This window comes from Paenibacillus sp. FSL W8-0186, assembly GCF_037969765.1.
In the GTDB taxonomy this organism is placed as follows: Bacteria; Bacillota; Bacilli; order Paenibacillales; family Paenibacillaceae; genus Fontibacillus; species Fontibacillus woosongensis.
In genome coordinates this window covers 3,529,979-3,542,232 of the sequence record NZ_CP150207.1, presented here as the reverse complement: position 1 = coordinate 3,542,232, position 12,254 = coordinate 3,529,979, and the positions used below count along the sequence as shown (strand labels likewise).

Here is a 12,254-nt window from a genome sequence, read left to right as displayed (position 1 = left end):
AAATTATAGACTAACCCCATAGTTTAGCTTTGCTGGCCAAAGCTTGAAGGGGTGGTTTTGATGAAATTTACGAAAATGCACGGGCTCGGAAATGATTTCCTTGTGATTGACGGAGAGAAGGAACTGCCGGAGTATGCTTCTTCTCTCGCTGTGAAATGGTGCAACCGCTATTTCGGCGCGGGGGCCGACGGATTGGTGTTTATTTTGCCGTCGGAGCGGGCGGACTTCCAAATGAGAATCTTTAATTCCGACGGAACAGAGGCGGAGCAATGCGGAAACGCCATTCGCTGCGTCTGCAAGTACGTGTATGAGAAGGGGTATATCGACCGCAGGAAGGTCAGCATTGAAACGTTGGGCGCCGGCGTGCAACTGGCGGAGCTGAAGACGGATTCAGGCGCAGTCTCGTCCGTGCGCATCGACATGGGGGAGCCTATTCTTCGCGGGCGCGCCGTTCCGACCACGCTGGAAGCAAGCCCGGTACTGGATTGGCCGCTGGAAGTAAACGGACAGCGATTCAGGTTTACGGCGGTCTCCATGGGCAACCCCCACTGCGTTATTTTTGTCGAAGATGCAGCTGTGTTTGATCTGTATAAGTGGGGGCCCATGCTCGAGGAGCATCCTATTTTCCCGCAAAAAACAAATGTCGAATTCGCTACAGTTACGGCCCGGGACCGCGTGGAAATGCGGGTATGGGAACGGGGCGCCGGCTCGACCCTGGCCTGTGGAACCGGCGCCTGCGCTACGCTGGTCGCCTCCGTTCTGCACGGATATACAGACCGCGCAGCCTGGATCGGCCTCGCGGGCGGTGATTTATATGTGGAGTGGAGCGAAACGGATAACCATGTATACATGAGCGGTCCTGCGGAGACGGTGTACGAAGGGAGGATCGGGCAATTGCGCTAAGAAGAGGCCAGGAGGCCTCTTCTTTTTTGCTCTCTCAAAGCCGGTTCGATGGTAGGGAATGGCAGCGCTCGCGGCTAGAGGGTACGATGCTTTTTCTAACCATTCAGCCTGATTTTGTGGTACATTAGAATGAAAACGAGTTTGCGATAGATCTTGAAATAGAATGTGGGCTGTGGAGGTAAGGAATATGAGGCCGGATTTACGCGAGAAAATGAAGCATGAGGTACTGATCGGGGACGGGGCGCTGGGCACTTATTTATATCAGCTCGGTTTTCCCGTAGGCATTTCTTATGAAGAATTTAATTTACTAAGACCTGAAGTCATTGGCGACGTCCATCGCCGTTATATAGAGGCTGGGGCGCAGCTGCTGGAGACGAACACGTTCTCGGCGAATTATTATAAGCTCGCTAAGTTCGGATTGGAATCCAAGGTGGAGGAAATCAACAAAGCGGCCGTACGCATTGCCAGAAACGTAGCGGGCACAGACGCTTATGTTGCCGGGGCGGTAGGGTCGATTCGCGGCGGGAAAAGGGTCAACGTCTCCGTTCCGGAGCTGAATAAATATTATGAGCAGCAAATTGCCGCTTTGCTGACGGAAGATGTTGATGCGCTTCTGTTCGAAACCTTCTATGATCTGGAGGAAATGCGGATTGCGCTAGGCAAAGCGCGGCAGCATACTTCAATTCCTGTCATCTGCCAGTTCGCTGTCGATCAGCTAGGCCGGACCTTGGACGGCTACAGTATAAAGGAAGCCTTCGGAGTTTTGCGCCAGGAGGGCGCCGACGTACTCGGCTTCAATTGCCATTCAGGCCCTAAGGGGATCATGAGCGTAATGGAGCGTCTCGGGGGGCCGCTTGATATTCCGCTGTCCGTCTTCCCGAATGCGGGTTTAGCGGACTATATAGATGGAGAATATGTATATGGAGCAACTCCGGAGTATTTCGGTGAATGCGCGCTTTCCTTCGCGGACCTGGGTGCCCGGCTGGTTGGCGGCTGCTGCGGCACGACGCCGGAGCATATTTCCGCAATTGCCAAGGCGCTCGCCGATTACACGGCCCAGCCGCTCCAGGAAGGGTCGGCTTTGCCGGAGGTAAGGCCTTCCATCGTTGCTGCTGAGCGGGAGAATCAGGCTGGGGAGAGCTTTGGGGGGCAAGCTGCAGAGCCGAGCATCGTGGATCTCGTGAAAGAGCGCCATACGGTCATCGTCGAGCTCGATCCGCCGCGCGATCTGGATATCCGCAGATTTATGGATGGAGCAGCCGCTCTGAAGGAGGCGGGAGTCGATGCCTTGACTCTGGCTGATAACTCGCTGGCTGTCACGCGGATGAGCAATATGGCGCTGGGACATCTTGTCCAGTCCGAGACGGGGCTGCGTCCGCTCATTCATATTGCCTGCCGCGACCGCAACCTCATCGGCACCCAGTCGCACATGATGGGCTTTGATGCCCTTGGCATCGACCATGTGCTGGCCGTAACCGGCGATCCGGCCCGCTTCGGCGATTTGCCCGGTTCGAGCTCGGTATATGATTTGACTTCCTTTGAAATCATCCGTATGATCAAGCAGCTTAATGAAGGGATCGCCTTCTCGGGCAAACCGCTGAAGCAAAAGGCGAAGTTCGTCGTCGGCGCCGCCTTCAACCCGAACGTGAAGCATTTGCATAAAGCCGTCGAGCGTCTGGAGAAAAAGATCGCCTCTGGCGCGGACTATATCATGACCCAGCCAGTCTACGACCCTGAGCTGATCGTTGCGGTCAAAGAGGCGACCGCTCACCTGGATATCCCGATCTTCATCGGCATTATGCCGCTGGCCAGCGGTAAAAATGCCGAGTATCTGCACAACGAGGTTCCCGGCATCCAGCTATCAGACAGCGTCAGAAAGCGGATGGATGGACTGCAGGGAGAGGAAGGCCGCAAAGTCGGCGTGGAAATCGCCAAGGAACTGCTGGACACGGCTTTGGAGCATTTTAACGGCATTTATTTGATAACTCCATTTATGTTTTATGAAATGAGCGTCATTTTGAGTAATTATGTCTGGGAGAAATCCGCACATCGATCACGCTACTTGTCTCGTTCATAATTATCAATTACAATAGGGTAACGGATGTGATACCTTTGTCTCACAGTATGACAGGATACGGACAGTCCGCCAGGCATTACGGCGGTTATGTTATTCAATTTGAAATTAAATCCGTCAATCACCGGTATGCCGAAATCGTTCTTCGCATGCCCCGGGAATGGACATGTTATGAGGATGGGCTGCGGCGTCTTGTGCAGCGGCATGTCAAGCGTGGCCGGATTGACGTATACATCAGCAAAGAGCGCGACGACAGCAGCTCTTTGCCATTTGTATTGAATTCTTCCATGGTGCAGTCTTACTTGCAGGCAGCTGGGGAGCTTAACCGGAGTTTCGGTATAAAGGCAGATCTCACGGCCAGGGATATTTTGACCCTGCCTGATGTGTTAACGGCTCCCGATCTGTCTGGGGAGGAAGCCATCTCGCAAGATGGTGAATGGGAGAGCGTGCTGCAGGACGGGCTGGATGAGGCGGTATCCGGGCTGCTGCGCATGCGCGAGAAGGAGGGGCTTCATCTCGTTCGCGATTTGGAGAACCGGCTGCTTAAACTGGATGAGCTTCATGCCGAAATCGTAAGGCTCGCTCCGGAAGTGGTGAGCGATTACCGCGCCCGCTTGCAAGGCCGGCTCAATGAACTGTTTGACGGCGCGCTGGATGAGCAGAGATTTGCGATGGAGATTGCGCTGTTTGCGGACCGGTCCAACATCGACGAGGAACTGATCCGATTGAAGAGCCATTTCGAGCAGTGCCGCGGGTTGCTGAATGCCCGCGAGCCGATCGGGCGCAAGCTGGATTTTTTAATACAGGAAATGAATCGCGAAACCAATACGATCGGATCAAAGGCCAACCACTTGGCTTTAGTCAACCGTGTTTTGGAAATGAAAGCAGAATTGGAGAAGATTCGCGAGCAGGCGGCAAATATGGAGTGAGGCTCCACGGTTTGCAAACGAATCGAGAAAATTAGGGGGAACTACCTAACCATGGCAATTAAACTTATTAACATCGGTTTTGGAAATATCGTATCGGCAAATCGCATCATTTCCATTGTCAGCCCGGAGTCCGCTCCGATCAAGCGGATTATTCAAGAGGCGAGAGACCGTCATATGCTCATCGACGCCACTTATGGGCGCCGTACCCGGGCGGTTATCATCACGGATAGCGACCATGTCATTTTATCGGCGGTACAGCCGGAGACGGTCGCGCATCGTCTATCCATCAAAGACGACGACAACGACGAATAATGGAGAGAACAATGGCAAAAGGGCTACTTATCGTATTATCTGGACCGTCCGGAGTGGGGAAAGGAACGGTCTGCAATGAATTGAGGCATCGTTTGCCGGAGCTTGTGTATTCCGTGTCTGCGACGACAAGGCAGCCGCGGCTGGGCGAGGAGCACGGTGTGAATTATTTTTTTAAGACCCGCGAACAGTTTGTTGAAATGATCCAGAACGACCAGCTGCTTGAATATGCGGAGTATGTCGGCAACTATTATGGGACTCCGCGTGATTTCGTGGAGCAGACGATCGAGAGCGGCAAGGATATCATTTTGGAAATCGAGGTTCAGGGCGCGCTGAAAGTGAAGGAGAAGTTCCCGGAGGGCATATTCGTGTTCCTGCTCCCGCCATCCCTGGACGAGCTAAAAGGGCGGATTCAAGGGCGAGGTACGGAGAATCAGGCGACGATTGATCATCGGATGTCCGTGGCTGCGGATGAAATCGCCCTGCTCAAACACTATGATTACGCCGTCGTTAACGACGAAATTGATCTGGCCTGCAAGAGAATTGAAGCCATCATTACAGCCGAGCATTGCAAAGTCAGGAAATAACCGAGCGCAGCTGTGCTGTGATTCGATGAATACTTGAAGAGGTGTTGTTGAATATGTTGTATCCATCTATTGATAAAATGCTGGATAAAGTCGACAGTAAATACTCCCTGGTTGTAGCTGCATCCCGCAGAGCAAGACAGCTCAGAGAAGGGGATAAGAGCGAATTGCAGCAGCCGAAATCCCATAAGCAGGTCGGCGTTGCGCTGGAGGAAATTTACGGAGATTTCATCAAGATCAAGCGGGATGAAGGCGAGAACCAGAACGCTGACGAATAAGAAGCATGGCCTCCGGGCTGCTATTAGACACTTTTAGTGTTTTTTTCACGACAACCGCGAGGTTGTTGTTTTTTTCTGTAAGGAATAGGGGCGGAAAGAGAGGGGATCACCGATGTTAACCGGCAAAAAAATACTGCTGGGGGTTACCGGCGGCATCGCTGCCTTCAAGGCGGCATCGCTCTGCAGCAAGCTCGTGCAGCAAGGCGCAGAGGTCCGCGTCATTATGACGGAGTCGGCGACGAAGTTCATTTCGGAGCTGACGCTGCAGGCGCTGTCCAAGCACCCTGTCTACACGGATACGTTTGAGGAGAAGAACCCGCAGGTCATCGCGCACATCGACCTTGCGGATTGGGCTGATCTGGTGCTGATCGCGCCGGCTACCGCAAATATCATCGCCAAAATGACTGTAGGGCTGGCGGATGATATGCTATCCACTACATTGCTTGCGACAGAGGCTCCCATCATGCTGGCTCCGGCGATGAACGTCCATATGTATACCCATCCGGCAGTGACCCGTAATTTAGCGGAGCTTACCGCTCGCGGAGTAATGATGGTGGAGCCGGGAAGTGGTCTGCTTGCCTGCGGTTATACAGGAAAGGGCCGGATGGAGGAGCCGGAAAATATCATTGCTGCGGTCGAGGCTTATTTTGCTCGTCAGGGGCGGGCGGCGCAGCGGCCGCTGGCGGGTAAAAAGGTCATTGTTACCGCGGGGGGGACGGTGGAGCGGCTGGACCCCGTACGTTATATTACGAACGATTCGTCTGGCAAGATGGGATTTGCAATCGCCAAGGCCGCCTTGGATCTGGGGGCGGAAGTAACGATTGTCGCGGGCCGGACGGACGTATCCCCGCCGCTTCACCGGGAGGGATTGTCTCTCGTTCGCGTCGAGTCTGCCCAGGATATGTATGAAGCGGTCAACACGCTATGGGCGGATACTGATATTCTCGTCAAAGCGGCTGCCGTTGCGGATTACCGTCCTAAACAGGCTGCCGACCGCAAGATCAAGAAGTCTGGGGATTCCATGACATTGGAGCTTGTCAAGAACATCGACATTCTGGAGACACTGGGGCGGAGTAAACGGTCGCAATTTTTGATCGGATTTGCCGCCGAGACGGATCGTCTTGAGGAGCATGCGATGGACAAGCTGCGGCGTAAAAACTGTGATCTTATTATAGCTAACGATGTAACTGCCGAGGGTGCGGGCTTTGGCACCGATACAAATATTGTGCATGTATACGATGCCAATGGACAGGTAGAGACGATTCCGCAGGCGTCCAAGGAGGAAATCGGGCTCAGGATTATGGAGCTGGCCGCGGCGCGTTTGACGGGAGAGTCGAAGTAATGTACAGAATGGCTAAAGTAATTGTCGATGTGCCGAGCCGGGAAACCGACCGGCCTTTTGATTATTTGATTCCTGAGTCCATGAGCAGCTGGATTGAAGTGGGGAGCCGGGTCGGGGTGCCTTTTGGCCGCCGGACCGTACAAGGGTTCGTCGTTTCCCTGCATGAAGAGCTGGAGATGGATTCTTCGAAAATGAAGCCGATTGATGAACTGCTTGATCTGCTGCCCCCGCTGCCTCCGGATTTGGTGGAGCTGGCGGCATGGATGAGCCGCAAATATGCCTGCAGCATGATTTCGGCGTTGCAGGCCATGATTCCTTCGGCATTAAAGGGCAAGGCGGAAAGATATATTCACGTCGCCGATGAGCATGAGAATGAAGGGGAGCAGACAGCAGAACCGGGGGTTCTGTTCGGCTCACAAGCCCTTCTGGGTCCGGCTGAACGTGAGATCGTCGGTTATATCCACCAGGCTGGCCCGGTGACGATGGCTCATTTAAGCGGCCGTTATCCGGATAAAGTTGAAGTGATTAAAAACTTGCTTGGACAAGGGATATTATTCGAGAGCCAGGCGATTAAAGACCGGATCAGGAAAAAAACCGTAAAAACCGTTGCTGCAGCCGTCAGCGGGGAAGCAGCCAAAGAGGCGCTTGCTTCGTTTGGAGGAAAGGCGCGCCGCCAGCAGGAAGTACTGCAGTTCCTGCTGGAAGTGGGCGTTCCCTTATCGATGCAGGAAGTACTGTCCACGCTGCGTGTTACGGCAGGGACGGTCAAGAGCCTTGCGGATAAAGGCTATGCAACGATTACAGACGTAGAGGTGTTCCGCGATCCATACCAGGATCGCCGTTTCAAGGCCACGAAGCCGCTGGAACGCACGCCCGAGCAAGAGAACGTCTACCGTTATCTTGCCGAGGCGATCGATTCCCGCCGGCAGCGCGTGTTTCTGCTGCACGGAGTGACCGGCAGCGGGAAGACGGAGGTCTATTTACAAACGATCGAGCGCTGCATTTCGCAGGGCCGGCAGGCGATCGTCCTCGTTCCGGAAATATCGCTGACCCCGCAAATGGTGGAGCGTTTCAAGGGAAGGTTCGGCAGCAAGGTCGCCGTGATGCATAGCCGCCTGTCGACCGGAGAGCGCTATGATGAATGGCGGAAAATCCGCGAGGGCCGCGTCCAGGTAGCGATCGGAGCACGTTCCGCCGTGTTCGCCCCTTTTGCCGATCTGGGATTGATCGTCATGGACGAAGAACATGAAACATCCTACAAGCAGGAGGAAACGCCGAAATATCATGCGCGGGATGTGGCGGTAGAACGGGCTCGCCAGCATGGTGCTGCGGTCATTCTAGGCTCGGCGACCCCTTCACTGGAGAGCTATCATGCTGCGCGATCACTGAGCAGCGATGATTTCGCTCCAATGATTCTTGAGATGAAGCAGCGCGCCTCGGGCAGCCGTCTGCCCGGCGTTCAAATCATCGACATGCGCGAGGAGCTGCGAGAGGGCAACCGCTCTATGTTCAGCCGGGCTCTGCATCAGGGAATCGCCCAGCGGATCGAGCGGGGGGAACAGACCGTGCTGTTCCTTAACCGCCGTGGATACTCGACGTTCGTCATGTGCCGGACCTGCGGTTATGTGGCGGAATGTCCGGAGTGCGACATATCGCTGACGTATCATCAGAAGTCCAACAACTTAAGATGCCATTATTGCGGTTATGCGACCCCTACCCCTACGGAGTGCCCAGAATGCCAAAGCGAGCATATCCGCTATTTTGGAACGGGGACGCAAAGGGTAGAGGGCGAGCTGTCCAAGCTGTTCCCGGGTATCCGGGTCATTCGCATGGATGTGGATACGACGAGCGAGAAGGGCTCGCATGAGAAATTGCTGCAGGCGTTTCGGGAGAAGAAAGGCGATGTGCTGCTCGGCACGCAAATGGTCGCTAAAGGCCTGGACTTCCCGGAAGTGACGCTCGTTGGCGTAATCGCTGCAGATACGGCGCTGAATTTGCCCGATTTTCGTTCGGCGGAAAAAACGTTCCAGCTGCTGACCCAGGTGGCCGGGCGGGCCGGACGCCATCAGCTGCCGGGCGAAGTATATATTCAGACGTACATGCCAGAGCATTATTCGATCATTCATTCCAGCAGGCATGATTATCATTCCTTTGTGAGGGAAGAGCTGCAGCACCGTAAATTGCTGCATTACCCGCCTTATAGCCGCCTGATCCTCGTGACCCTCTCCCATGAGCAGCTTCCTGTACTGCTGCGGATGGCAGAGAACTTCGCCAGCGAATTGCGGGGCAAGGCGCAGCGTCTCGGCTGGTTCGGCGATTTGGACCGGCGGACGGCAGAGGCGTTAGACGTTCTCGGGCCTGTAGCCTCGCCGCTCCCCCGCATCAAGAACCGATACCGGTTCCAATGTATGGTAAAATATCGGGGAGATCTGGATGCGGTGTCTCTCGTACGCGAGATTTCAGCGGCTATGATGGGCCAACTGCGGGATGCGTCATTGCAAATCAGCATCGATGTTGACCCGCAGATGCTGATGTAAGGCCGGGCCTGACCGCTTAAAAGGCGCGTTCCGGCCGGAGCATCGGGGCGGAAGGCTGCATATATATTTTGTTAAGAACAGGTAAATCTAAGAAGAGGCAAGAGGAGGATGTTCCCAGTATGGCGATTCGGATTATTGTCAACGAACCGGATGAAGTGCTGCATCAGGTAGCCAAAGAAGTGAAGAAAATTACCCCTAACGTGCAGAAGCTCCTAACGGACATGGCGGATACGATGTACGATGCGGAAGGAGTCGGGCTGGCTGCCCCGCAAATAGGGATTCTGAAACGGGTGATTGTCGTCGATGTTGGGGATGAGCATGGGCTGATTGAGCTGATCAACCCGGAAATCGTCTCTTCGGAAGGGGAGCAATTCGGACCCGAGGGCTGCTTGAGCATACCCGGTTACCGCGGCGATGTAAGACGAGCGATGCAGGTTACGGTCAAAGGGCTGGATCGCAACGGCAAGGAAGTGACTTATACGGGGACGGAGCTGCTGGCTCGGGCATTTCAGCACGAAATCGATCACTTGAACGGTGTGTTGTATACGGACATTGCGGAAAGAGTATATGAAATTACGCCTGAGGGTGAAGAGAAGGAGTGACTTCGCAGTTGAATATCGTGTTTATGGGAACTCCCCAGTTCGCTGTACCTTCCCTGGAAGGGCTGCTGCGCGAGGGGTATAACGTGGTAGGCGTCGTGACGCAGCCGGACCGGCCGCAGGGACGCAAGAAGGTATTGATGCCTACGCCGGTAAAGGAGGCTGCCTTGAAGCACGGCCTTCCCGTGCTCCAGCCGCAGCGCATGAGGGCGCCTGAGGCGATCGAGGAGTTGGCGGCGCTGCAGCCGGATCTTATCGTTACTGCCGCCTACGGCCAGATTTTGCCGAAGGCTGTGCTTGATTTGCCGCAACATGGCTGCCTGAATGTCCACGGCTCGCTGCTCCCGAAATATCGGGGCGGCGCGCCGATTCAGCGTTCGATCATGAACGGGGAGAAGGAGACGGGAATCACGCTGATGTACATGGCGGAAGGGCTGGATACCGGGGACATGATCGCCAAATCTGTCGTTCCGATCGAAGATGAGGACACCGCCGGGACGATGTTCGAGAAGCTGAGTCTGGCCGGAGCCGAGCTGCTGCTGAAGCAGCTTCCGCTGATTCTGGAAGGGCGGGCCGAGCGGATTCCACAGAACGACGAGGAGTCCACGTATGCCCCTAATTTGTCCCGGGAGGACGAGAAAATCGACTGGACATCGACGTCGCGGGCGATCTATGACCAGGTTAGAGGCCTAGTGCCGTACTCTGGCGGATATACGCTCTGGAATGGTGATGTATTTAAAGTGTGGGCCGTAGCTAAGCCTGCTCCTGCTAGTGCGGGTATGGGTACAGGGGAACAAGCGGGCGGACAAGCTCCAGGCACGGTGCTGCATTTATCGGAGCGGGGAATCGAAGTGAAGACGGGCGATGGCTCCGTCCTGTTAACACGGGTTCAGCCCGCAGGCAAAAAAGCGATGGAAGCCTCCGAGTTTATTCGCGGCGGCGTCATGCAGCCGGGGATGGTACTTGAATGAGCAGGGACAAGGAAAGCCGCCCGAGCGGCGGAGCACGGGTAAAGCATGGGGGAAATGCGGGCGCCGCGTCCAAAGCCGGACAGCAGGGCGCGAAGGGCGGACCGCGCCGGCAGCACAAGGCTTCAGCCCGCGATACGGCCCTGCATGTGCTGACTGAAGTGGAGCAGGAGGGCGCGTACAGCAATCTGCTGCTGAACTCTGCGCTGCAGAAGTCCGGCCTGGCGGGACCGGAAGCAGGACTTGCCACCGAGCTCGTATACGGCACGATTTCCCGCAGGAATACGATCGATTATTATCTTGATCAATTCGTGGCTAAGGGAGTGGCTAAGCTGCAGCCTTGGGTACGCAACTTGCTGCGGCTGAGCTTCTACCAAATTTATTATTTAGACCGGATTCCTCCGCATGCCGCTGTCAATGAAGCGGTGAACATCGCCAAACGCAGAGGGCATCAGGGGATATCGGGAATGGTCAACGGGGTGCTTCGCAATGTGCTGCGACGCAAGGAGGAGCTGAAGCTGCCCGAGGATCTGCCGCCGGCACGCCGGATTGCCCTGGAGCATTCGCATCCCGAGTGGCTGGTGACAAGATGGGTCGACCAATACGGCGAAGAGACCGCCGAGGCTATTTGCCGCGCGAACAATGAGTCCCCTCCAGTCAGTGTGAGGGTCAACCAAACGCGGATCAGCAGGGATCAGCTCATGCAGCAGTTGGAAGAGCAGGGACTGAAGGTAGCCGCCTCCAAGGTTTCTCCCGACGGAATTATCGTGCTGAGCGGGGGGAATATGGCGTTAACGGCGTGGTATGAGGACGGTTTATTATCGATCCAGGATGAGAGCTCAATGCTGGTGGCTGAGGCCGTGAAACCTGAGGCCGGGATGAAGGTGCTGGACTGCTGCGCAGCTCCGGGGGGCAAGACCTGCCATATGGCGGAGCGCATGAACGGCTCGGGCGAAGTGTTCGCGAACGACATTCACCCGCATAAGGTGAAGCTGATCGCCGATCAGGCTTCCCGTTTACACCTTGGCAATGTCCAAGCCTTGGCGGGGGATGCGATGGAGCTTGACAAGCGTTATGCGCCAGAAAGCTTTGACCGTATTTTGCTGGATGCCCCATGCTCTGGACTAGGCGTTATTCGGCGCAAGCCTGATTTGAAATGGGCCAAGACGCCGGAGGATATCGCCGAGATCACCAGCATTCAGCGTGACTTACTTGACCGGGTGAGTCCTCTTCTCAAACCGGGCGGGGTGCTGGTATACAGTACATGCACGATTGAACCAAGGGAGAATGAAGAGATGGTGAGACAGTTTCTTGATCGCCATCCCGACTTCGAACCTGCTCCAGAGATGGCGGAGTGGCAGCGGCTCGCCCCGGAGTCTGGTTCGGATAACCGGGAAAATGGGATGACCCCGGAAGCAATAGGCTTGCAAATCCTGCCGCAGCAGTATCATTCGGACGGTTTCTATATCGCACGGTTAACGAAACGTGCAAAATTTGAATAAAATCTGGAAAATATGTGATTTACGAACCAGGAAATTTCTTATATAATAAACGAAGATGAAGCACATCTCTTGACTCGCGTGCAGCGAGTAGAAGAGCTGTGCTTTTTTTGCGGGGACAAATTCCTTAATTTATCAGGTTATCCAATTAAAAGGAGGTCTTTGGTCCTGTCATCACGAAATAGGAGGGAGGGGTGCAATGTACATAGGGACAAGGGATAAATGATAATCG

General features: G+C 55.0%; 11 protein-coding genes. All 11 read left to right on the top strand.

Going from position 1 to position 12,254, the window contains the following annotated elements; genetic code table 11:
- Positions 1-60: 60 nt before the first annotated feature.
- A complete protein-coding gene (gene dapF / locus MKX50_RS16010; protein ID WP_155610284.1) occupies positions 61-903 on the top strand; it encodes a diaminopimelate epimerase in 843 nt (280 codons plus the stop codon).
- 187 nt (positions 904-1,090) lie between these two features.
- Positions 1,091-2,980, top strand: a complete 1,890-nt coding sequence (locus MKX50_RS16005; protein WP_213590456.1) for a bifunctional homocysteine S-methyltransferase/methylenetetrahydrofolate reductase — start codon at positions 1,091-1,093, stop codon at positions 2,978-2,980.
- Positions 2,981-3,015: 35 nt separating this feature from the next.
- Positions 3,016-3,906, top strand: coding sequence for a YicC/YloC family endoribonuclease (locus tag MKX50_RS16000; RefSeq protein ID WP_339157351.1), 891 nt, complete (start codon positions 3,016-3,018; stop codon positions 3,904-3,906).
- Positions 3,907-3,957: 51 nt separating this feature from the next.
- A complete protein-coding gene (locus MKX50_RS15995; RefSeq protein WP_019639066.1) occupies positions 3,958-4,218 on the top strand; it encodes a DUF370 domain-containing protein in 261 nt (86 codons plus the stop codon).
- Between the two features lie 11 nt (positions 4,219-4,229).
- Positions 4,230-4,802 (top strand): guanylate kinase, encoded by a 573-nt coding sequence (gene gmk, locus MKX50_RS15990; RefSeq protein WP_155610281.1) that lies wholly within the window; start codon positions 4,230-4,232, stop codon positions 4,800-4,802.
- Positions 4,803-4,855: 53 nt separating this feature from the next.
- Positions 4,856-5,077, top strand: a complete 222-nt coding sequence (rpoZ, locus tag MKX50_RS15985) for a DNA-directed RNA polymerase subunit omega (protein WP_155610280.1) — start codon at positions 4,856-4,858, stop codon at positions 5,075-5,077.
- A gap of 112 nt (positions 5,078-5,189) precedes the next feature.
- The gene (gene coaBC, locus MKX50_RS15980; RefSeq protein WP_155610279.1) at positions 5,190-6,419 is read left to right on the top strand and encodes a bifunctional phosphopantothenoylcysteine decarboxylase/phosphopantothenate--cysteine ligase CoaBC; all 1,230 of its coding nucleotides are present in this window, start codon (positions 5,190-5,192) and stop codon (positions 6,417-6,419) included.
- Positions 6,419-8,956: a primosomal protein N' gene (gene priA / locus MKX50_RS15975; RefSeq protein WP_213590458.1), complete on the top strand. Its 2,538-nt coding sequence runs from the start codon at positions 6,419-6,421 to the stop codon at positions 8,954-8,956. Before coaBC ends, priA begins: the two co-directional genes overlap by 1 nt.
- Before the next feature lie 119 nt (positions 8,957-9,075).
- Positions 9,076-9,558, top strand: a complete 483-nt coding sequence (gene def / locus MKX50_RS15970) for a peptide deformylase (RefSeq protein WP_155610277.1) — start codon at positions 9,076-9,078, stop codon at positions 9,556-9,558.
- 8 nt (positions 9,559-9,566) lie between these two features.
- Positions 9,567-10,526: a methionyl-tRNA formyltransferase gene (gene fmt / locus MKX50_RS15965; RefSeq protein WP_155610276.1), complete on the top strand. Its 960-nt coding sequence runs from the start codon at positions 9,567-9,569 to the stop codon at positions 10,524-10,526.
- Positions 10,523-12,025, top strand: a complete 1,503-nt coding sequence (gene rsmB, locus MKX50_RS15960) for a 16S rRNA (cytosine(967)-C(5))-methyltransferase RsmB (protein ID WP_339157350.1) — start codon at positions 10,523-10,525, stop codon at positions 12,023-12,025. The genes fmt and rsmB overlap by 4 nt, the downstream gene beginning before the upstream one ends.
- Positions 12,026-12,254 lie beyond the last annotated feature (229 nt).

Coding starts and splice junctions, on each gene's coding strand:
- priA (WP_213590458.1), top strand. CDS start 6,419: ATGTACAGAATGGCTAAAGTAATTGTCGATGTGCCGAGCCGGGAAACC.
- dapF (WP_155610284.1), top strand. CDS start 61: ATGAAATTTACGAAAATGCACGGGCTCGGAAATGATTTCCTTGTGATT.
- gmk (WP_155610281.1), top strand. CDS start 4,230: ATGGCAAAAGGGCTACTTATCGTATTATCTGGACCGTCCGGAGTGGGG.
- coaBC (WP_155610279.1), top strand. CDS start 5,190: ATGTTAACCGGCAAAAAAATACTGCTGGGGGTTACCGGCGGCATCGCT.
- rpoZ (WP_155610280.1), top strand. CDS start 4,856: ATGTTGTATCCATCTATTGATAAAATGCTGGATAAAGTCGACAGTAAA.
- MKX50_RS16005 (WP_213590456.1), top strand. CDS start 1,091: ATGAGGCCGGATTTACGCGAGAAAATGAAGCATGAGGTACTGATCGGG.
- def (WP_155610277.1), top strand. CDS start 9,076: ATGGCGATTCGGATTATTGTCAACGAACCGGATGAAGTGCTGCATCAG.
- MKX50_RS15995 (WP_019639066.1), top strand. CDS start 3,958: ATGGCAATTAAACTTATTAACATCGGTTTTGGAAATATCGTATCGGCA.
- rsmB (WP_339157350.1), top strand. CDS start 10,523: ATGAGCAGGGACAAGGAAAGCCGCCCGAGCGGCGGAGCACGGGTAAAG.